The sequence below is a fragment of the Streptomyces sp. NPDC006208 genome, from assembly GCF_040613775.1.
GTDB lineage: Bacteria > Actinomycetota > Actinomycetes > Streptomycetales > Streptomycetaceae > Streptomyces.
This window is the reverse complement of the sequence record NZ_JBEXSW010000047.1, coordinates 1-19,727: the sequence shown is the minus strand read 5'-3', so window position 1 is coordinate 19,727 and position 19,727 is coordinate 1. Positions and strand designations below refer to the sequence as shown.

The window sequence follows — 19,727 nt, the reverse complement described above, 5'->3', positions numbered from 1 at the left end:
ATTCTCACCCCGGCTCGCAGTCGGCGTGCGGCGTCGTGTCGACCGCGTCGAGCTTGTTCCACCACTCCCAGTTCTCGGAGTGGTCGCCGCCCCAGAGCGTGCGCTGCAGGCAGGGTCCCTGGTTGGGGAAGTGGAGGGCGTACATGCTCTTGTCGACCTGCGAGCTGAACGACCTGGCGTGTCGGAGCACGTGGTCGGCGGGCACGGCGAATCCGCCGGCCGCGGGGTTGTAGCACCAGCCGCCTCCCGGGCCCGTCTCTCCAGGTTCGGGCCAGAAGCAGACGTGTCCGGGTAGTGCTGAGGCCGGGGGAGCGAGCGGGGGCAGTGCGGTCAGCGCGAGCGTCGCGAGGATGCCGGCGAAGGCGAGGGTGGAGCGTCTCAATTCAACCTCTGGGCAGGGTGGTTATACGGTGCACGCGCTGCCTTCCCCAGCGTTGTTGCAGGTAAGCGCAGTGAGCGCGTGCGTCACCCGTGGTGGTGGGTAGTCGTACTGCAGCCGCCGTCCCCACGACCCCACGGCCTCGCGAAAAGGACCGGCACGCAGGCTCGCGCACTTGGTCGATCGGCCAGTGCGTGAAGAAGCGGCAGAATCCCGGGGCTCGCCCCGCATGTGAGTACCCACACTCAGGGGTGGTCCCGCTCAGATCACGCACATGCCCCGTCGAGGATGGCAATGCGATTCGCGGTGGCTCACGGCCCGCCTGCTACGGCCGAGGAACCTCCGGCGGCAAGGTTGCGTCTGTCGCGGGCATGAGCCGAAGGATGGTCATGAGCAGCGACCCGAGTGACATGAGCCAGGAGACCAAGGGGGGCGGAGGATTTCTTGTGGCGGCCCTCGGCGCCACGGTCGCGGTGCTGGCCTGGGCGCCGCCGGCACGGATCAGCATCGACGGCGGGTTCGAGCAGCAGCACCGGCATCTGAGCGTGCTCTACATCGACTTCCCCGTCATAGCACTCGGCGGCGCCCTTGTGCCGCTCGCCGTAGGGCTGCTGACCTTGCGCTGGCTGCAGCGCCCGTGGGTCGCGACGCTGGCCGCCGTGGCCGCGCTCGCCCTCGGCGTGTGGGGGCTCACCAGCTGGTGGGCTCCCTACCAGCAGCCGGAGATCGTGTACTGAAAGGATTAACCCCTACGAACCTGGCTGCCCTGCACACCGGCGGCTGGACCAGTCGCAGGGCGGGTGAACAGCCGGTCATCCCCGGCCGCGGGACAACTGGACGCACGGTGCGCCTTGCCCAAGGCCGCCTGCGCCTACTGCCGCGTCGGCGATCCGGCACGCACATCCGTCCCAGGTGCCTTGCCCCGCCGCGATCGGCACGGGCTGCGACAGGCAGCGGTAGTCCTTGCGCCAAGGGTCGGCTCCGTGGTCGCGCACTGGAGGGCGGAAGGCGTACAACCGTTTGGCCACGCCACGGGTCTTGTCGTTTGCGGATTCGTCAGGGATCCCGTTCACCGGTTGGCCGCAAGGAGGAGGGTGTGCCGTGCCGCAGCGCCGGCGACGCACCCTCTCACGTGCACCGTCGGGCCGGTACACGCATGTGCAGCACACAGCGGCTGGAGTGGCATGAACAGACGTGGACTGCGATGGAAGCTCGGACTGGCGAGCGCGATCGCGGTGACCAGTGCGGTGACCGGCCCTGTTGCCGCGCAGGCGCAGGGGACCGCGCCTGCGCGGATCGCCCTCGCCGCGGAACTCCGGGACGATTTCAACGGCGACGGGTACTCCGACGTGGCCTTCCCTGCACCCTCGGGGACCGTCGGCGGCAAGGCGCAGGCGGGATACGTGGCCGTCATGTACGGCTCGTCGACGGGCCTGAAGACCTCGACCAAGCAGGTGTTCCACCAGGACAGCGCAGGCATCCCTGGTGTCGCCGAGGCCGGGGACGCGTACGGGAGCTCGGTCACCACGGGTGATCTGGACGGCGACGGCTACGCGGATCTGGTCGTGGGCGCGTCCGGTGAGGACGTCGGAACCATCTCCAACTCGGGCTCTCTCGCGGTTGTCTGGGGCGGTGCCAAGGGGCTGTCGGGTTCCGGTTCCGCGACGCTGGCCGTCGGCGACGAGGCCCACGACCGGCTCGGCTGGACGGTCAGGGCCGGGGACTTCGATGCGGACGGTGCCATCGACGTCGTCGGGGTCGAGAACTACCTGAATCTGAGAGTGCTGTCCGGGCCGTTCGGCCGCGACGGCTCGTCGCGGAGCACGGCATCGATCACCGACATGGAGGACATGCGGCTCCTGGACCTCGCCGCGGGCGACATCAACGGCGACGGGGTAACCGACCTTGTCGCCGTGGTCAACTCGCTCGACGAGTACGACTGGCGGCACATCCGCTACTGGACGGGCACGAAGACGGGACTGACCGGACCCGCCTCGGTCAAGCGAGCGAACGGGTTCCGGCTCGAGGGCGGCGAGAGACTCGACGTCGGCGATGTGAACAACGACGGCATCGACGACATCGTCGTGGGGCGGGCGCTCGACGGCTACGACAGCGACTTGGGGATACCGACCGCCAACGGCGGCATGATCACCTACGTCCCCGGCAGCAACAACGGCCCGGTCGGGACCCGGGCGAAGGTCTTCAACCAGGACAGCGCGGGCATCCCGGGTGTCGCGGAGAACAACGACGCCTTCGGTGAGTTCATCCAGGTCGCCGACATCAACGGCGACGGCTACGCGGACGTGTCGGTCGGCGTCCCCGGTGAGGACTTCGACGGCAGGAACCAGGCGGGAGCGGTCGTCACTCTCCGAGGCACGGCCGCCGGGCTCACCGGCACGGGCGCCAGGAGCTACTCGCAGAACACCGCGGGCGTTCCCGGCACCGCGGAGAACAACGACGGCTTCGGCGCGGCCGGCAAGTTGGTCGACACCAACGGCGACGGGCGCGCCGAGCTGGTTGTCGGTGCCCCCGGCGAGAACGCCGACGCCGGCTCGGTGTGGGTGTTCAAGTCCAACTCCTCCGGGGTGACGCCCACCGGTTCGTTCACCTTCGGCGCGGGCACGCTCGGCACGGTCGCGACGGGTGCACTGCTCGGCTCGACGTTCAACTACTGAGCCACGGCCGCCGTGGCGGTCACGGGTGTCGGCGACGCCCTTGACCGCCACTCCTGGAGTTCACCGACCCGTCGCTCCGCCTCATCTGGTGCGGGAGACAGGCCCAGCTCCACGCCATCAGATCCCCGCCGGAGAACCACAGCCGACGCCGCCAGCCTTCTAGCAGGCCATGTAGCAGCGGATGGTCGTGCCGTCGGGGCCGGTGTGGATGCGCACGAGATCAGCGAGCAGATGCGCGAGGAGCAGGCCTCGTCCGCCTCGTTGGTCCAGGGCGGGCGGCCGGCGTCCGGCGAGCGGGTCACTGATGTGCCCGCGGTCTCGGACCTCACACACCACCTGGGAGCCCTCGGCCCAGACCCGCATCGCGCCCGAGCCGCCGCCGTGCACCACGCTGTTCGTGGTCAACTCGGCCACCACCAGAGCGAGATCCTCCAGGCGGGTCCCGGACAGGCCGAGCCGCGCGGCCCGCTCGACCGCGAAATGCCGGACAGCCGACAGCTCGTCGACGCCGAAGACATGCGCCTCGGCAGCTCCTTCCGTTGGTGAGAGCGGCAGGTTGTACCGCTCCACGACATGCCCGGGTGCGTAGGAGGGGCTGGGCTGCTGATGGCCGCGGGAGACGACGACGGGGTGGGTGGCGTACGCGTCGGTGAGCACCTGCTCGTCGAGCCGGTCGGCGTCGTACGGGCACAGGATGGTCGCGTTCCTACCCCGGAACGCGGGGTTGATCAGGGCCTCGTGCTGGGCGCAGGCCGGGTACTCCAGGCTGCTGCGGCCGGGCCAGATCGGCTCGCCGATGATCCGTACCCGCGTCTTCGGATGGGCGTCGGCGAAAGCACGCAGTACGCCGGGGATGATCCGGCCGGGGTTGCGTCCCGCCGTGGTCATGTCGACGAAGTGCACGGTCGTGGCGTCCTCGTCGAGGGCTTCTTGGAGCAGGGCCAGGTTCGGGCCGGGTACGGCGACCGCCACCGGCTCTCCGGTCTTCAGGCCGTCGCGGATGAAGGGCACCGTGCCGTTCAGGTACTCCTGCTCGCCCCGGTAAAAAAGGGCGGGGTGTACAAATGCCTCAGGGGAAGTCGGGGCCGTCATCATGCCGCCACCTCGATCGCGGCCAGGTCCGGCCAGAACATCTCCAGCAGCCGCCGCATGGTGGCGGGCGGTTGGTCGAGCACGATACGCCGCCCCGCGGGCAGTTCCTGGGCGGTCACCGCCAAAGCGGAGACGCCGGCGATGTCGATGAAGGTGACTGCGGAGAGCTCCAGGTGGCACACCTCCTCATCGCGCAGGGTCAGGCGATCCAGCGTCTGCTCCCAGGCTGGACAAGTGGCGAGAGTGATCTCGCCGGCCGCCCGCCACCCCGTCCGGTCGGCCAAGGGGTGCACCTGCAATGCGTCCGTGGAGCCGACGGACGATGCCGTAGTTGCCGTCGATGCATCCGCGGCCCGCGACCTGCCCACATTCATCACCCCCGGATTGCGACCGGTTCTCGGCCCAGTATGCCCGTGTGCCGTGCGGGCGACAGGGATCACCTTGCCGGTGACGATACTCGCCGAGCGCCGCCATGGTCTGCGCGTCCAGCAGTAGCGAACTGGAAGCGGCAGGCGACGGCGACAAGGTGCGGACGAGTGCGACGGCCCGCAGAGGGGTCGCTTCTGTGATGTTCATGGCCCAGTGGTGCCCTTCGTTCCAGCCGCATTCCAAGTTCAGTAACGAGGTCGGGCTGTGTGCCCGCGTTCGAATGCAGGCGGATTGTCAATTCGTGCGCGTGGACGGACATCAGCTGGGCAGACGGTGGTTCGGAGGTTCTAAATCATGATTCCCCTGCTTCTCGTTCTCCTGCTGGTCCTGATCCTCTTCGGTGCGGGTTTCGCGCTGAAAATTCTTTGGTGGATCGCGATCGCCGTGCTGGTCTTGTGGTTGATCGGCTTTGTCGCCCGCCCGAAGGGTGGAAGTGGCCGCTGGTATCGCTGGTAGCCGATCGGCATCGGTGCAGTTCAAGCGGTGCATGGCGGTGGCTCGTCGTCCTCTTGACGAGGAGGCGGGCCATCGCCATGACAGCAGGGCGTTGCCGCTGGTTTTCCGATGCCGGAATATTTCCACGCCGAAGATCCAGAGGATCCCGGCTTCAATGGAGGCGTGAAACCCTGGACGCGGGGCACCCGCAACGAAGGCGGTCACAGAAACCGCTGTGCACGACGTACGAAAAAGGAGGAACAGCGGGGATCCCTGCTGTCCTCTGTTCACCGGAGGAGTTGTTTTTCGCGTGACTGAAAATGTGTGGAGTTACAAGTCGACTGCAGGCCGTCTGGCGGGCGCCGACCTCACCGGTTACAAGGTCGAGGCCACGGACGGCAGCATCGGTAAGGTCGACAAGCACTCCGACGAGGTCGGTGACGCCTACCTGGTGGTGGACACCGGTGTGTGGATCTTCGGCAAGGAGGTCCTGCTTCCGGCGAGCACGGTCGTCAGCATCGACCCGGATGAGCAGAAGGTCTTCGTCGACCGCACCAAGCAGCAGATCAAGGACGCTCCTGAGTTCCACCGCGACAAGCACCTCGGCGACCGGGCCTACCACGACGAGCTGGGCACCTACTACGGCACCGGCGGCCCGTTCGCCTGATCCAACGGCTGTTCTGAGCAACGCGGCCCCGGGACTCTTCGAAGAGTCCCGGGGCTTTCTCGGTGGTCGCGGTCAACCGGCCCGACAGGGCCGAACGGCGTCGGCTCGGCAAGTCCGACCCGATGGACGCCGGCGACTTCCGCCCCCGCGGCTCGGCTGCCTTCCAGTTCACAACTGCGAGTGGCGAGGCCACGAGCGCCGGCCATCACCGCCACACAGAACACCGACCAAGGTCAGCTCAGCTGGGGTTCCGAGAACACCCGCCGACCGGCCGGTGAGGGGTTCTCGCTGCCCTACGTCGGCGTGATGGGTGTGGGGACAGAGGCGCTGATCGTGGACCGGGCGCGGATGAAGACCGCCGCGGCCGGCGACCGGGAAGACCTGCTGATCGATGCCGCTCTCGGCGAGGTGTACAGCGACGACCCCTTCCCATCGAACTCGGCGGACCCGAGGCCCTGGTAGAAGGCACGTGCGCCGGGGCTGTGCCGGTCCGTCATCCACTTGGTGCGGCTGCACGCGGGCCTGGCGGCGGTCCCAAGCACACCGATGGGGAACCCACCGGCTGCGGACGGTACCTGGGGCCGTTCATGGTGGCGTCATGGTGACGCCGCCATGAACGGTTGCGCCGGACGTCCGACGCTCGTGTCCCTCGGATCCGGAGAGGTCACGAGTCTGGTGGTGCCCGGCGGCATCCGGCGCTGAGGTGTCGGCGGCGTGTTCGCTTCAGGTGCGGGGCGAAGCGCCCAGGAACCGATGGAGGGATGCCGTCATGCTGGTCACGAAGTCGTCGCGGCTCCGGTCGGAGACCAGGTCGAGGGACAGATATGGGTTGAGGTCCTCCAGCTCGACCAGGAGCAGTTCGCCTTCCTGGGTGCGGCAGGCGTCCACGCGCTGGATGCCGTGGTCAAGGGTGTTCCACTCGATGAAGCGGTGGGCGAAGGCGAGGTCGGCGTCGGTGGGACGGTAAGGCTCAAGGACCCAGCGCCGGTCGGGGGCGGGCGCGTGGAGGGCGTATTGGAAGGCGTCGTCGACATAGTAGAAGGACACCTCGTAGCGGAAGTCGATGCGCGGCTGGACCAGGATGTCGCCGTAGGCGAGGCCGCTGAGCTGGTCCCGGGGCACGAAGGTCAGGCCGATGGAGTCGGCGCCGGCCTTCGGTTTGACCACGTAACTCCCGGTCTCGGGCAGCAGGTGAAGGTCATGGGGCCGGTCGATGGTGGGGATGACGGGGTACCCGGCAGTCGTCAGATCCAGCAGGTACTGCTTGCCGGCCATGTCGCCGCGCCCGGACAGCGGATTGTAGACCCGGGTGCCACGTGCAGCAGCCTGCTCCCGGAAGGCGTCGTACTTCTCCTGGTAGTGCAGCACGGGGCCGCTGTTGCGGACGACGACCGCGTCGAAGGCATCCATCAGCGCCGCAGCGTCCAGGGGGTGACACAGGGCGAGGTCGAAGGCGTCGCGCAGACGGGAGGTCAGGAAGGTGTCCTCGTCGCCGTAGCGCCGTCCCTGGGCCTGGTAGGCGAGATCGGTCACGAACAGGACGCTGGGGCGGCCGGGCACGGTGTATCTCCTTACGCGGTGGCCACCAGCCTAAACATGCTCGCAGGGCACGGCCGGTGCAGGACCGTGCCCCCGCCCCTCCGCTCGATGGCGGCGACGAGGACGGTCGCTTTCGTGGCGGACCGCGCGCCTGTCGTATCTCGTGGCCACGGCCCGGTGCCTCTTGAGGCGGTTGATGCCGCACTCGACGGCGTGCCGCTGGCGATAGTCGACCGGACCGAACTCCGGCGGCCGACCGCCACGGCCAGCCGCGTTCTTGCGGTTGCGGGCTCGGTCAGCTTTGTTCGGGATGGTGCAGCGGATCCCGCACCGCTGCAGGTGGGCGTGGTTGGTGCGGGAGGCGTACGCCGTGCCGTACGGATCGCCGCGGAGTTGGAGGACCGGATCGCGGGCGTCTACTCCGACCTCGTCCGGGCAGCGGAAGGCACGCTGCCTTGTCGGCACGGACCCGTCTCGGCCGGGTGCGTGGTCGGCCAGGTCTGAGACGGGAACCCGGACGCGGCCCAGGACGACTTTGAACTGCGGGGAGTCCCCCGCTGCCCCGGCCTGACGATGACGATCGACATGGGCTTTTGCCGCTGCTCGACGGCCAGGTGCAGCGTGGTGGTCAGGCCGCCGCGTGAGCATCCGAGTCCATGGTCAGGGGGTTCGACGGCGACGCCCCCGGGCGGTTCCCTCTGGAAGTCCCCCTTTGCGCGCCCCGGCGGCGTGCCGGTGGGGCGCGGACGATGGTGGAGTCGCCATTCAAGTCCCAGGTGATCAGGTCCTTCGCTTTCGTCCTGGCCTGGAGGTCGGTGAAGATTCTCTGCCAGGTGCCGTTGCGCTGCCGGCGGCGCAACAGTTCGTACACCCGGCCCCACGGCCCGTACTCCTCGGGAATGTCCCACCATGGGATGCCGATGCGGACCCGGGCCCGTATGCCGTCCATCAACTGCCGCGAGGTCGAGAACGGCGAACGGCCAGGCTTCTTCCCCAGGGGCAACAGTGGCTCCAGCACCGCCCACTGCCTGCCCGTCAGATCTCCACGCGCCACGAATCAAGATCATCTCGCGATCAAGATCCAATTTCGGTACACGGCCTGGGGGAGAAGCGTGAGCGAGAACCTTCACCTGGCCGTCGAGGTCCGTACGGCGGCGCTTGTCACCCGGGGCGGCGATTTGGGGGTATCAGCACTCACGGGACCGGACGGTGAATGCGGCGGGTGCGTTCATCCAGTCGTGGGTGACCGCGCTGGCGCCGTGCTGCGCGAGATGGGTGACGCGTTCCGCGGCCGCGGTCGGGTCCGGGTCGGTCTCGTCCAGGGCGGGGGGAACGTTTGCTGCCGCGGTGGCCGTGGTCAGGTAGTGGTTGGAGCAATACCAGGCCATGTCATATCCTCCGCCCAGCCAGTTGACCGCCTGGGTATCGAACATGACGAACCAGGGGCGCAGCGAGGGCTCGTATTTGGTGCGGGGGTCGCCGGTGCCGGATGTGGGGTGCATGTCCGGCCACATCATCGCCTGGTCGAGTCCGCCCGTGCGGGCCAGGTCCCGCACGTGCCCCGCGTACTCCTCGGCGGTGGAGAGGTTGTCCAGGTCGTAGCCGGCGAGCTTGTTCTCGATGGTGCCGGTGATCGGGTAGAAGATGAACTTCCCTCGCAGCTGCTGCCAGGTCGGCCAGGCATCGGCCTTCGCGGCGGCGTCGAGGGTGGGGTACGTCGTGCCCAACATGTCGCTGGGCTTGAAGACCCGTTGAGCGCCGATGTGGTTCTTGATGAGCGAGTCGAGGTCGGCGGGTCCCTTGCCGGCCTTCTTGCGGAAACCCCATTTCAACTCGAGCTTGATGTAGACGGGGTCGTGATGCGGGTGGGCCTCGCTCCAGTCTCTGAGGTTGTCCAGGCAGGTTCGCAGATTTCCGTTGCTCTGGGTGGTCTTGAAGATCCAGGTGCCGACCTTGTAGGTGCAGTTGTTGTCGTTGATCAGAGGGTTGGAATGGCTGACGACCCATCCGCCTGTGCCGCTGTAGGTGCTGTAGACGTCGATCTCCAAAAGGCGAGCGCCTTTGTCCAGCGCTTTGGTGAGCTTGCTGGATTTGTCTTCCTCGAAGGCGTTGTGCAGTCCGGAAACGGTGATGCGGTCCAGCCGCGTGTCCTCGAGACCCGACGACACGCTCGTGGCCGCATTGGCCGACACGTCTGACGCACCCGGCAAGACGCCGGCAAGCAGCAGGGCACTGCCCAGAACGCAGGCTCTGGGAAGCCATTTGCCTGAAGCGGCGATCTTCACGGGCATCGAGACTCCCTGAATCCGAAGTGACGGTGCATCTACAGGCGGTGGGCGGCCCCCCAACGCCCCACGCCAGCCGTATGCCGCGACCATTCCGCGGTGCTTCGCGAACGCGCGGCGGGCCGGCCGAGACTGCTGCAAGGAGTAGCACTGGGTGGAGCCGTGGGCCGGTCTACCCCGCGCAGGAGCGCCGCGGAACATGACTGAGCGACAGTAGCGGCGACGGCGTACCAGGGGTAACCCTCCGGCTGGAATTCACAGCTGTTCCCTATAAGACCTGTCCCGTAGCTGGGCGGCGTTCATACCAATCCCGGATCGGACCGTGTCAGTGGCTGGTGACAGGATGCAAGGGTGCTGATCAAGGGATACGACGGTCCGCTGGTTGCGGGCGAGTCACTGCTGGCCCGTCCGGGTTTCTGGTCGAACTACCTGCTAGAGATGTGCAGTGACGGGGCGTGCGCCGAGCGCCCGGTTCCGGAGTGGTTCGGCGATGACGGCGCCGATGTCGATGCCATGTCCGAGGTCCTCTTCGATCCCGAACACTGGCCGGTCTTCCGGCTGCCGGCCGAAGAGGGTCCCGGAGCTGTGGTGATCTACCGCAACCTGGTCGGCGACTACGGCACCGACTACCTCCTCACCCATCCAGACAGGGCGTACGCCCAGCAGATCGCCAGCTGGGAAGGAGATTTCTCGGGGATTGGGCTGACGTGGCACGAACTGGTCCGAATCGCCGACTACCCGTCCTCCATGGCAGGAGGCGTCCAGGACACAGCCGCCCGCCTCCTGCTGGCCCTGCCCCTTCTTACCGACCTGGACCTGGCAGAGGCAGCCCCGGCAAGGCTCGCCGCCGCCCTGACCGCGGTCGGCGCGCCGCAGCACAGCGCCTCCACCACGGCGGAGCACCTGCTTGCCCACCTCAGGAGAAGATCCTGGCACGATCCCACGTGGGAGTCTCCTTTGAGCGGCAGCTAACAGGCAGGTCAAGCATCCGACCGCCCCATGGGGCGATCTTGGTATGGCTGGTGTGATTGCGGCGGCAGAGCGATCCTGGATAGCCCCGTTCACCGGGCTGAACCCGCGCCAGTTCGGCAAGCTGGTGACCGTGCTGCGCCGTGGGGGTGCCGACGCGGTCTGCAAGGGCCGGCCATGGGGCCTTCCGCTGGAGGACCGGACGCTGTTGGTCGCGGCCTACTGGCGGACGGACCTGACTATGCGGCAAATCGCCCCGCTGTTCGGCATTTCGAAGTCGGCAGCTCACCGAATCATCGATCATCTCGGTCCGATGCTTGCGCTCCAGCCACGCAAACGGTTCGCCAGGGACACTGTGCTCATCGTGGACGGAACCCTGGTGCCCACCCGCGACCACGCCATCGCCGCACAGTCGAAGAACTACAGGTACTCCACCAACCACCAGGTCGTCATCGACGCCGAGACCCGACTTGTCGTCGTGATCGGCCAGCCTCTGCCGGGGAACCGCAACGACTGCAAGGCATGGGAGGAATCCGGCGCCAAAGCCGCCGTCGGCAGGACCACAACGATCGCTGACGGCGGCTATCCCGGCACCGGACTCGTCATGCCCCACCGCCGCCACAAGGACGAAGACCTGCCGGCTGGAAGGAAGCCCACAACACGTCCCACAGGCAGGTCCGTGCCCGCGTCGAGCACGTCTTCGCCCGCATGAAGACCTGGAAGATCCTCCGCGACTGCCGTCTGAAGGGCGACGGCGTCCACCACGCCATGAACGGCATCGCCCGCCTCCACGACCTCGCCCTTACCGGATGAACGGGCATGCCGGACCTCGACCGACAGCTGTTGCGCCCATGATTCAGGTGGTGGCCGGCCGAGCGGTGGCGTCCACCGTGGCGTCCGTGGGGGTGTCGCCCACCGAAGCCCTCCGGGCTGATCTTTGGCCTGCACAGGAGCGCGGCGGAGTGCTGCCGGGCCGCGGCGCATGCGCGCACTCTGCGAGACTGAAGGGGCGGCCCGGTGGACATATCCATAGCCGGGTCCACCGGACCAACATCACCGGTGAGAACATCGCCGAGGCCGGCTCGGGAGGCTGCACAATGATCGACGATCCCCGGGGCGCCACGAAGCTCGAGGTCGGATGTCTGGCCCGCACAGGGAATGGTCGATTTTTCTGCATTCCGCATGGGTAAACACGTTTTAGGTAAGTGAGAAACAGTCGCCTGGGGCGCGGTGCGCCAGCACAGTTCCGTTCGTAAGGCAAGTTCTTTCTCTGAGGTATGCGGCTGCCCCGCATCGGCCGCCAAAGGGGCATTGCTCAGCCATTTGCGCACCCGCACCCGTCAGGAGGGGCACGCAATGGATCTATGGCTGATCTGGTTGATCGCCGCAGCGATGTTGGCTGTGGCGGAGATCTTCACTCTCACTGCTGCGCTGGGAATGCTGGCCGGTGCCGCGTTGGTCACGGCAGGATTTGCCGCAGTCGGACTTCCGCTGCCCTTGCAATTCTTGGTGTTCACCCTGGTTGCCACGCTCAGCGTGCTGTTCGTGCGCCCCATCGTGCTGCGCCACGTGCTCCAGCCCCAGGCGGAGCGGTTCGGCGTGGACGCACTGGTCGGCAGGACCGCCTACGTCGTCTCAGAGGTGACAGGCCTGGGCGGCAGAGTCCGCATCGGCGGCGAGGAATGGACGGCCCGCGCCTATGACGAGACGCTGGTGATTCCTCCCGGAACGACCGTCGACGTCATCGAAATCAGTGGCGCCACCGCACTTGTCTATCCCCGGGAGTGAACCATGGAAGCTTCGGCGCTCCTCGTCGCCGGCCTGATCGTCGCGCTTTTCGCAGTTTTCACTGTGCTGCGGGCGGTTCGTATCGTGCCCCAAGCACGCGCTCGCAATGTCGAACGACTTGGCCGCTACCACCGCACACTGCAACCCGGACTCAACGTCGTCATCCCCTACATCGACCGCGTCTATCCGGTGATCGACCTGCGGGAACAGGTCGTCTCCTTCAAACCGCAGCCAGTCATCACCGAGGACAATCTGGTTGTCGAGATCGACACTGTCCTGTACTTCCAGGTCACCGATCCACGAGCGGCCGCCTATGAGATCGCGAACTATCTTCAGGCGGTCGAGCAGCTCACCGTCACCACCCTGCGCAACGTCGTCGGATCCATGGACCTGGAAAAGGCTCTCACCTCACGCGACACCATCAACAGCCAGCTCCGTGGCGTGCTCGACGAGGCCACAGGCAAGTGGGGGCTGAGAGTCAACCGCGTGGAGATCAAGGCCATCGATCCCCCGCAGTCCATCAAGGACGCGATGGAGAAGCAGATGCGGGCCGAGCGGGACAAGCGGGCCGCAATTCTCGGAGCCGAAGGACAACGACAGGCACAGATACTCACCGCTGAAGGTGACAAGCAATCTGCCGTGCTTCGCGCGGAGGGCAACCGCACTGCCGAGATCCTCAAGGCCGAGGGCCAGTCCCGGGCCATCGACGAGGTGTTCCAGGCCGTGCACCGCAACGACCCCGACCCCAAACTACTCGCCTACCAGTACCTCCAGGCGCTGCCGCAACTCGCGCAAGGCTCGGGCAGCACATTCTGGATGATCCCCAGCGAGGTCACCTCCGCCCTCCAGGGCGTGTCCCGCGCCTTCAGCGAGGCGCTGCCCCAGTCGCCGGCCACCCGCGAGAGATCCTCGGACGACAGGGCGGCCCAGAAGGCGGCCGACGACACGGCGCAGGCCGCAGAAGCCGCCGCCGAGGCCCTCGCCGACGCAGCCAAGGCCGATGGCGCTGCCTCCGGCACCCTCCCCGGCTGACCCCCTCGCCGGCGGTGGATGAAAGCCGGCACCCTCGATCGGCACCATCGACCGAGCGTGCGGTACTGCGGACAAGCCGCGACCAGTGCCCGGGGGCACAAGTGGCCGACAGAGGCAGGACGGCCTGGTTGCGCAGGTACGTGGACGTGATCTCCGCCCAGCGGGCGGCTTGCTCCTTGGTGAGTTGGATTCGGCTCCGGTGGTGAGGGTCTGGGCCTCGCCCGTGAAGTGGTCGTCGATCACGGTGGCAAGCTCGGCGTCGTTCATGACCGGGCTGATCCGCTGGGCGATCTTGTTCATGTTCCGGTAGGAGCCTTGGAGCTGGAAGGGAGGTTCGGCGCGGCCGGTGTTCGGCATCACCGTGACCTGCACGGCCACGTTCCCCAGAACCCCGGTCACCCCGCAACGGGTGCCGCCGCGCTCCGGGAACGGTACCGGCCCGGTGTCGTACCGAACTGGCGGCTGAAGGCGTGCGACAGCGCGTACGGGGAGCTGTAGCCGACCCGGCGGGCGATCGCGTCGAGCGGCTCGGCGGTGCTGCGCAGCAGGCCGGCCGCACGGGTCAGTCGCCACCAGGCCAGATACGCCATGGGCGGGCGCCCGACCAGAGCCGTGAAGCGGCGCGCGAGGGTTGCCCGGGACACCCCGACCCGGGCCGCGAGCAGCTCGTTGCTCCACGGCTCGGCCGGGTCCTTGTGCAGCGCGCGCAGAGCGCCGGCCACCACGGGGTCGGCCAGCGCGGCCGGCCAGCCGCCCGCCCGGGCAGCACCCTCGTCCATCCAAGCGCGGATCATGTAGACCAGCAGCAGATCGAGCAGGCCGGGCACGACCACATCAGACCCCGGTCGTGCCGCCCCCACCTCGCGGCCCAACAGGTCGACGGCCGAGCGCAGTTCGGATTGGCGCCCGACCCGGTTCGGCAGATGGACGACGTCCGGGAGCTCGGCCATGAGCGGGTGGGTGTGGCGGTGGTCGAGCCGGTACTTGCCGCACAGCAGCTCGGCTGCGCCGGGAGCGCCGGCGGGAGGCGGCGTTCTCGACCCGCCCCCCTCGAGCCACGCCTCGAACGGCACCGCGTCCCGGACCGTGCACGGGTCCGCGGGTGCGTTCGCGACCACATGGCCGGTGCCGTGCGGCAGCAGGACGACATCACCGGCACCGAGCGACACCGCCGGGCCGCCGTCGGGCAGCAGCCAGCAGGTTCCCTCCAGGACGACGTGAAAGCCCGCCCCGCCGTACGACGCGAGCCTGCTGCACCATGTCCCGGCGATCCGGACCCGGTTGGAGGAGGGCTGCCCGATGCGTATCGCCGCGATGGCGTCGCTGACCACGTCCATGGCGAGAAGCGTACCGAGGCGCCACAGGGTGAGGCGTATGCGTATTCAGACGAGTAGTTGAGGCATTGAGCCGCTCAACTGCTGCTTCCTAGCCTGAAGAAGAACGACGGGCAAAGGAAGGTATTCAGTCATGGAACGCATCGTTCTGGGAGACGTCGAGATCACCAGGATCGTGGAGTGGCAGGGGCCGTTCGGCCCGGCCCGCGCGATCGTGCCGGGCGCGGGGCCGGAGGTCTGGCGCGACCACGAGAAGTGGCTCGCCCCGGAGCACTGGGAACCCGGGACCGACAACTTCGTGGCGGCGCTGCAGACGTGGGTGCTGCGCAGCGACGGGACGACCGTGCTGGTGGACACGGGCGTCGGGAACGGGCGCGAGCGTCCGCATACACCTCAGTTCGCCCACCGGCAGACCGACTTCCTGGGGCAGCTGGCAGCAGCGGGGGTACGGCCGGAGGACGTCGACGTCGTGGTCAACACGCACGTCCACGCGGACCACGTCGGCTGGAACACGGTGGAGCGGGACGGGGAGTGGGTGCCGGCCTTCCCCAACGCCCGGTACCTCATCGCGGCCGCGGACTACGCGTCCGTCGACCCACAGAGCGACCACTCGCTCGGCCGCCCCGACGACCACCTGGTCTTCGCCGACAGCATCGCGCCCGTGCGGCACGCGGGCCAGGCCGTGCTCTGGGAGGACACGCACCGCATCGACGCCCACCTCACCCTGGAGCCCGCACCCGGCCACACCCCCGGCTCGTCGGTGCTGAGGCTGGCGTCCGGGACGGACCGGGCCGTCTTCGTCGGGGATGTGCTGCACAGCCCGGTGCAGATCCTCGCCCCGTCCTGCAACAGCTGCTTCTGCGAGGACGAACGGGCTGCGGCGGCGACCCGCCGCCGTCTCCTGGAACGTGCGGCGGACGAGCGCGAGCTGGTCGTCCCGGCACACTTCGCGGGCTCCGGGACGGCGGAGGTCCGGCGCGCGGGCTCCGGGTTCGCGATCACGGGCTGGGCGTAGAGCGAATCGCGGCGGGCGGCCCCGCGGACAATGCTTTGCCCGACGCGACAGCCGGCCCGCAGTCCGTCCACCACAGGTCCGGCCGGCCGAATCAGGCCGCCGAAAGAACTCACGACCCGTCACGAAAGTTCGAAGTCAGTGCGTTTACGAATTCTTGACATCCGGGTGGGCCGTGCCACCGCTTCCTACGAAGTCCAGCCCCCGGCGGTGCAGCCATGGGACGCGTCCCGGGGTTCTTCCCGGGTGCATCGTGTACCCCATCGGTCTAACGTGGAGATGAAGGTGGCACGGGGCTGACTGCAACAAGCTGCCCAAGGACGGACACTTCGCCGCCTGGGAGCAGCGGGAACTCCTCGTGGAAGAGTTGCGCACGGCCTTCCGCTCCCTCCGGTGGACCGTGCCCCCGACCGACGACACATGCCCTCGCGCGGCAGGGCGTCAATACCGAGCCGCTCGGCCGCCCAGAGCTGCGCGGCCACGTCGTCCTCATGGATTTCTGGGCATCGGGCGCAGGAGAACGATATGAGCACTCAAGAGCAGGGCGGCGCGCAGGGCGGCGTCAAAGAGCCGACCGTGGACATGAAGATCGAGGTCCACATCATTCCCGTCGCTGACGTCGACCGTGCCCTGCGCTTCTACCAGAGCCTGGGATGGCGGCTCGATGCGGACTTCGAGGCCGGCCCAGAATTCAGGATCGTTCAGCTGACGCCGCCTGGGTCGGAATGCTCGATCATCTTCGGTCGCGGGGTCATCTCCGCGGCGCCTGGATCCGCGGAGGGCTACCTCGTGGTCTTCGACCTCGACGCAGCCCGCGCCGACCTCGCCAGCCGCGGTGTTGAGGTAAGCAAGATCTTCCACAAGGTCTACGACACCGGCACTGAAGTACGGGTCGACGGCCGCGATCCGGACGGCCGCAGCTACGCCTCCTACGCCTCGTTCAGCGACCCGGACGGAAACGGGTGGGAACTGCAAGAGGTGCAGGAGCGACTACCTGGACGGTGACGAGTCAGGAGGCTTTTGCCGTGGACGTAGCTGCGTTGGCAGAACTTCTGCACGAGACGGCGGAGCACCATGGCCCGTACGAGGCATCCGCCCCCGAGCACCACTGGTGGGACTGGTATGCCGCGTACATGGTCGCCCGTGAGAACGGTCGGACATCCGATGAGGCGTCCGACGACGCCGCGCGCCACATGGAAGCACTCTTGCAATAGTGGCCGACTACTGAGGGCGTCACTCTGCAAGGACATCGGCCCCCTCATATGCCTGACCTCGTGCTTTCACCAAGGGAGCCAGTGGCAGCCGTGCTGCGCGAGGCGCCGTCCAGTCGGCCGCACATCGTCCGTGATCCGAGTGGTCCGGTGCCTGTGGCTGTTTGGGTGCGGGCAGCGGCGGGGACTGCGTGGAGCATGATCCGAACCATTGTGCGTGGCTGCGCAGCGGGAGCCGCAGGGACGACCGCCTTGAACGCCGTGTCCTATGCCGACATGGCTTTGCGCGGCAGGCCCGCCAGTACTGTGCCGGAGACTTTGGTGGAGACGATCGCTACTCGGATCGGGCTTCCGCTCCGGGACTCGGCCGAAAAGGGCAACCGGCTCATCGGTCTGGCAGCGGTGGTGGGTGTCGCCGTGGGAAGCGGGACGGGCGCCGCTGTAGCACTGGTCCACCGGGCAGGCGTTCGGATGCCTCTGTGGTTGGGAGGGGCTCTTACCGGAGCATTGGTGATGGTCGTCGCAGACGTGCCGATTGCCCGCCTCGGGATCAGCGATCCTCGCACCTGGTCAGCCGGCGACTGGGCCTCGGACGTGGTACCGCACTTTGTCTTCGGCCTGGTCACCTACGGCCTGGTGACCGCATGGGATCAGCAGCCGTGACGATGCGTCGCGGATGGCGGGATCCAGGGCCTGAACACCGGTGTAGGTGCCGGTCAGGATCGGCGGGACGGCGAGGGCGAGCAGGACGAGCAGGGCCGGGACGAAGTAGGGGCCGGAACCCGGGGCGATGATGCCGAGGGCTCCGGCCCGGACGAGAGCGGTCCCGCGCCCGGTGTGGCCGATCAGCAGATCCGGGTGCCCAGCACGTCGGGGATCGTCAGGAACCTCACCAGGGCCGGCACGGTGTACCGGTGCCATCGACAGCTCCCACGTGTGGAGTGCAGTCAGGCCCGGATGTGGGAGCTGCGAGGCTTCGCAGCCCCGCAGCTCCACCAGCAGGCCATGCCGGAGCCCCGTTCAGCGGTCAACTGCTGCACCGGACGTCGGTGAAGAGGAGTTCCGTACAGCACCTTGCAGTCATCCGGAGCCCTCGCTCTGATCCGCGTTCGCGGGACCGCCACTGCCGGCCACCGGGACAGGAGGATCGCTCCTCACCCGCAGACGACCGAGTCACCCGGCGGAGGCCAGGACCGCCCCGCATGCGGGCTGGAGCATGCTCAGCCGCGGTAGGTCTCCAGCAGCCGCAGCCAGACTTCGCCCAGGGTGGGGAAGGCGGGGACGGCGTGCCAGAGCCGGTCGAGGGGCACCTCGCCGGCGACGGCGATGGTGGCCGAGTGCACCAGTTCCCCGACGCCGGGGCCGGCGAAGGTGACGCCCACCACGGTGTTGCGGTCGGTGTCGATGAGCATACGGGCCCGGCCGCGGTAGTCCTCGCCGTACTGGTGCGCGCCGGCGACCCGGGCGAGGTCGTGGTCGACGACCTCGATGCGGCGCCCGCTCCGCTCGGCCTCGCGGCTGGTCAGGCCGACGGAGGCAATCTCGGGGGTCGTGAAGACGACTTGGGGGACGGCCGCGTGGTCGGCGGTGGCGACATGGGCGCCCCAGGGGGCGTCGTCGATGGGCTCTCCCTTGGCGCGGGCGCCGATGACGGTGCCGGCGACGCGGGCCTGGTACTTGCCCTGATGCGTCATCAGGGCGCGGCGGTTGACGTCGCCGACGGCGTAGAGCCAGCCGCCGTCGACGCCGGCGACACGGAAGGTGTCGTCGACGGTCAGCCAGTCGCCGGGGGTGAGACCGACGGTCTCCAGGCCGACGTCGCGGGTCTGCGGGGCGCGGCCGGTCGCCAGCAGGATCTCGTCCGCGGCCAGCTGCCCGCCGTCGGAGAGCGTGATCCGCACCTCGCCGTCTTCGCCGCCCTCGCGGGCCAGGGAGGTGACGGTGGTGTTGAAGCGGATGTCGACGCCTGCTTCGCGCAGTCCGTCAGTGACCAGTTCGCCGGCGAACGGCTCCATCCGCTCGAGGAGTCCGTTCTCGAGGACGAGCATGGTGACCTGGGAGCCGAGGGCCTGCCAGGCGGTGGCCATCTCGACGGCGACCACACCGCCTCCGACGACGGCGAGGCGGCCGGGCACCTTGTCGGCGCTGGTGGCCTCGCGGCTGGTCCAGGGGCGGACGGTGTCGAGTCCGGGGATGGGGGGCAGGGCGGCGCGGGTGCCGGTGGAGACGGCGACGGCGTGCCGGGCGGTCAGGGCGATGGTGTCGCCCTCAGGGGTCTGCACGGCCACCTGCTTGGGGCCGGTGAGGCGGCCGTGGCCGCGTATGAGGTCGACGGAGACCGAGTTCAGCCAGTCGACCTGGTCCTCGTCCTTCCAGTACGAGGACATCTTGTCGCGGTGCGCGAGGACCGCCTCGACGTCCAGCGGGCCGGCCACCGCCGGGTTGAGTCCGGGTACGCGGCTCGCGTCGGCACGTGCCACCACCGGCCGCAGCAGCGCCTTGCTCGGGTCGCAGGCCCAGAACGAGCACTCACCGCCGAGGAGTTCGCGCTCGATGATCACGGTGCTGAGGCCTGCGGCGCGGGCGCGTTCTGCCACGTTCTCGCCGACCGGCCCCCCGCCGATGACGATCACGTCGTAGGTACGGGCTGTCTCGTTCATCACTGCTGTGTTCCTCACTGATTCGTTCCTCATTGCTTGCATGACTCGGCCGGACGCTCCGGCGGCAGCGGCCCATTGCCGGCCGTGTTTGCCGTTCCCCGCCGCCGGACGGCCTCGGGCCGCGACACCGCACGGGGTCGAGGGGCGGTCACGGGATGGGACGGCCCCGGCGGCAAGGCCGTCTGTCGGCGGGGAACGGCAAACACGGCCGGCAATGGGC

The 19,727-nt window shown here is 68.3% G+C and carries 19 protein-coding genes and 2 pseudogenes; 13 read left to right on the top strand and 8 right to left on the bottom strand.

Annotated elements, in window-relative coordinates:
• Positions 1–4: 4 nt before the first annotated feature.
• Positions 5–382, bottom strand: coding sequence for a hypothetical protein (locus tag ABZ208_RS31040; RefSeq protein WP_356912777.1), 378 nt, complete (start codon positions 380–382; stop codon positions 5–7).
• A gap of 407 nt (positions 383–789) precedes the next feature.
• Between ABZ208_RS31040 and ABZ208_RS31035 the strand changes: the two genes are divergently transcribed.
• Complete coding sequence (locus tag ABZ208_RS31035; RefSeq protein WP_356912825.1) at positions 790–1,116, top strand: hypothetical protein; 327 nt, start codon at positions 790–792, stop codon at positions 1,114–1,116.
• A gap of 447 nt (positions 1,117–1,563) precedes the next feature.
• Positions 1,564–3,054 carry an FG-GAP-like repeat-containing protein gene (locus tag ABZ208_RS31030; RefSeq protein ID WP_356912776.1) on the top strand — a complete coding sequence of 497 codons (1,491 nt, stop codon included), beginning with the start codon at positions 1,564–1,566 and terminating at the stop codon, positions 3,052–3,054.
• Between the two features lie 159 nt (positions 3,055–3,213).
• Here ABZ208_RS31030 and ABZ208_RS31025 read toward each other — a convergent pair whose 3' ends face one another.
• A complete protein-coding gene (locus ABZ208_RS31025) occupies positions 3,214–4,146 on the bottom strand; it encodes a sensor histidine kinase (RefSeq protein ID WP_356912824.1) in 933 nt (310 codons plus the stop codon).
• Complete coding sequence (locus ABZ208_RS31020) at positions 4,146–4,439, bottom strand: STAS domain-containing protein (RefSeq protein WP_356912775.1); 294 nt, start codon at positions 4,437–4,439, stop codon at positions 4,146–4,148. Before ABZ208_RS31020 ends, ABZ208_RS31025 begins: the two co-directional genes overlap by 1 nt.
• 430 nt (positions 4,440–4,869) lie before the next feature.
• Here ABZ208_RS31020 and ABZ208_RS31015 point away from each other — a divergent pair, with 430 nt between their 5' ends.
• From ABZ208_RS31015 to ABZ208_RS31005, 3 genes are all read left to right on the top strand, one after another.
• Entirely contained in the window at positions 4,870–5,031 is a 162-nt protein-coding gene (locus ABZ208_RS31015; RefSeq protein ID WP_356912774.1) for a hydrophobic protein, read from the top strand.
• A 289-nt stretch (positions 5,032–5,320) separates the two neighbouring features.
• Positions 5,321–5,677 carry a PRC-barrel domain containing protein gene (locus tag ABZ208_RS31010; RefSeq protein ID WP_356912773.1) on the top strand — a complete coding sequence of 119 codons (357 nt, stop codon included), beginning with the start codon at positions 5,321–5,323 and terminating at the stop codon, positions 5,675–5,677.
• Between the two features lie 180 nt (positions 5,678–5,857).
• Positions 5,858–6,139 (top strand): hypothetical protein, encoded by a 282-nt coding sequence (locus ABZ208_RS31005; protein ID WP_356912772.1) that lies wholly within the window; start codon positions 5,858–5,860, stop codon positions 6,137–6,139.
• A 261-nt stretch (positions 6,140–6,400) separates the two neighbouring features.
• Here the strand turns inward: ABZ208_RS31005 and ABZ208_RS31000 are convergent, their stop codons facing one another.
• From ABZ208_RS31000 to ABZ208_RS30990, 3 genes and pseudogenes are all read right to left on the bottom strand, one after another.
• Complete coding sequence (locus ABZ208_RS31000; RefSeq protein ID WP_356912771.1) at positions 6,401–7,237, bottom strand: hypothetical protein; 837 nt, start codon at positions 7,235–7,237, stop codon at positions 6,401–6,403.
• 30 nt (positions 7,238–7,267) lie between these two features.
• Positions 7,268–8,270 (bottom strand): annotated as a pseudogene (locus ABZ208_RS30995) (IS5 family transposase).
• Positions 8,271–8,403: 133 nt separating this feature from the next.
• Positions 8,404–9,507 (bottom strand): Ca2+-dependent phosphoinositide-specific phospholipase C, encoded by a 1,104-nt coding sequence (locus tag ABZ208_RS30990; RefSeq protein ID WP_356912770.1) that lies wholly within the window; start codon positions 9,505–9,507, stop codon positions 8,404–8,406.
• A gap of 345 nt (positions 9,508–9,852) precedes the next feature.
• On the opposite strand from ABZ208_RS30990, the gene ABZ208_RS30985 reads away from it, so the two are divergent.
• The 4 genes and pseudogenes from ABZ208_RS30985 (at position 9,853) to ABZ208_RS30970 (ending at position 13,290) form a co-directional block, all read left to right on the top strand.
• Positions 9,853–10,473: a hypothetical protein gene (locus ABZ208_RS30985; RefSeq protein WP_356912769.1), complete on the top strand. Its 621-nt coding sequence runs from the start codon at positions 9,853–9,855 to the stop codon at positions 10,471–10,473.
• Between the two features lie 43 nt (positions 10,474–10,516).
• A pseudogene (locus tag ABZ208_RS30980) lies at positions 10,517–11,283 on the top strand (transposase).
• Between the two features lie 543 nt (positions 11,284–11,826).
• Positions 11,827–12,258: an NfeD family protein gene (locus ABZ208_RS30975; RefSeq protein ID WP_356912768.1), complete on the top strand. Its 432-nt coding sequence runs from the start codon at positions 11,827–11,829 to the stop codon at positions 12,256–12,258.
• 3 nt (positions 12,259–12,261) lie between these two features.
• Positions 12,262–13,290, top strand: a complete 1,029-nt coding sequence (locus ABZ208_RS30970) for an SPFH domain-containing protein (RefSeq protein WP_356912767.1) — start codon at positions 12,262–12,264, stop codon at positions 13,288–13,290.
• 395 nt (positions 13,291–13,685) lie between these two features.
• Here ABZ208_RS30970 and ABZ208_RS30965 read toward each other — a convergent pair whose 3' ends face one another.
• On the bottom strand, positions 13,686–14,627 hold the full coding sequence (locus ABZ208_RS30965; protein WP_356912766.1) for an AraC family transcriptional regulator: 942 nt from the start codon (positions 14,625–14,627) through the stop codon (positions 13,686–13,688).
• A 130-nt stretch (positions 14,628–14,757) separates the two neighbouring features.
• On the opposite strand from ABZ208_RS30965, the gene ABZ208_RS30960 reads away from it, so the two are divergent.
• The 4 genes from ABZ208_RS30960 to ABZ208_RS30945 all read left to right on the top strand — a co-directional run bounded on the left by ABZ208_RS30960 (position 14,758) and on the right by ABZ208_RS30945 (position 17,510).
• A complete protein-coding gene (locus ABZ208_RS30960; RefSeq protein WP_356912765.1) occupies positions 14,758–15,639 on the top strand; it encodes an MBL fold metallo-hydrolase in 882 nt (293 codons plus the stop codon).
• A 522-nt stretch (positions 15,640–16,161) separates the two neighbouring features.
• The gene (locus tag ABZ208_RS30955; protein ID WP_356912764.1) at positions 16,162–16,641 is read left to right on the top strand and encodes a VOC family protein; all 480 of its coding nucleotides are present in this window, start codon (positions 16,162–16,164) and stop codon (positions 16,639–16,641) included.
• A gap of 20 nt (positions 16,642–16,661) precedes the next feature.
• The gene (locus ABZ208_RS30950) at positions 16,662–16,850 is read left to right on the top strand and encodes a bleomycin resistance protein (protein WP_356912763.1); all 189 of its coding nucleotides are present in this window, start codon (positions 16,662–16,664) and stop codon (positions 16,848–16,850) included.
• A 195-nt stretch (positions 16,851–17,045) separates the two neighbouring features.
• Complete coding sequence (locus ABZ208_RS30945; RefSeq protein WP_356912762.1) at positions 17,046–17,510, top strand: hypothetical protein; 465 nt, start codon at positions 17,046–17,048, stop codon at positions 17,508–17,510.
• A 557-nt stretch (positions 17,511–18,067) separates the two neighbouring features.
• Here the strand turns inward: ABZ208_RS30945 and ABZ208_RS30940 are convergent.
• Entirely contained in the window at positions 18,068–19,507 is a 1,440-nt protein-coding gene (locus tag ABZ208_RS30940; protein WP_356912761.1) for an NAD(P)/FAD-dependent oxidoreductase, read from the bottom strand.
• Positions 19,508–19,727 lie beyond the last annotated feature (220 nt).

What these genes read in the sequence shown, in the direction of transcription:
- ABZ208_RS30990 (WP_356912770.1), bottom strand. Translation starts at nt 9,507, where the DNA reads ATGCCCGTGAAGATCGCCGCTTCAGGCAAATGGCTTCCCAGAGCCTGC.
- ABZ208_RS30940 (WP_356912761.1), bottom strand. Translation starts at nt 19,507, where the DNA reads ATGAACGAGACAGCCCGTACCTACGACGTGATCGTCATCGGCGGGGGG.
- ABZ208_RS30945 (WP_356912762.1), top strand. Translation starts at nt 17,046, where the DNA reads ATGATCCGAACCATTGTGCGTGGCTGCGCAGCGGGAGCCGCAGGGACG.
- ABZ208_RS30965 (WP_356912766.1), bottom strand. Translation starts at nt 14,627, where the DNA reads ATGGACGTGGTCAGCGACGCCATCGCGGCGATACGCATCGGGCAGCCC.
- ABZ208_RS31035 (WP_356912825.1), top strand. Translation starts at nt 790, where the DNA reads ATGAGCCAGGAGACCAAGGGGGGCGGAGGATTTCTTGTGGCGGCCCTC.
- ABZ208_RS30955 (WP_356912764.1), top strand. Translation starts at nt 16,162, where the DNA reads ATGAGCACTCAAGAGCAGGGCGGCGCGCAGGGCGGCGTCAAAGAGCCG.
- ABZ208_RS31015 (WP_356912774.1), top strand. Translation starts at nt 4,870, where the DNA reads ATGATTCCCCTGCTTCTCGTTCTCCTGCTGGTCCTGATCCTCTTCGGT.
- ABZ208_RS30960 (WP_356912765.1), top strand. Translation starts at nt 14,758, where the DNA reads ATGGAACGCATCGTTCTGGGAGACGTCGAGATCACCAGGATCGTGGAG.
- ABZ208_RS30975 (WP_356912768.1), top strand. Translation starts at nt 11,827, where the DNA reads ATGGATCTATGGCTGATCTGGTTGATCGCCGCAGCGATGTTGGCTGTG.
- ABZ208_RS31030 (WP_356912776.1), top strand. Translation starts at nt 1,564, where the DNA reads ATGAACAGACGTGGACTGCGATGGAAGCTCGGACTGGCGAGCGCGATC.
- ABZ208_RS30970 (WP_356912767.1), top strand. Translation starts at nt 12,262, where the DNA reads ATGGAAGCTTCGGCGCTCCTCGTCGCCGGCCTGATCGTCGCGCTTTTC.
- ABZ208_RS31025 (WP_356912824.1), bottom strand. Translation starts at nt 4,146, where the DNA reads ATGACGGCCCCGACTTCCCCTGAGGCATTTGTACACCCCGCCCTTTTT.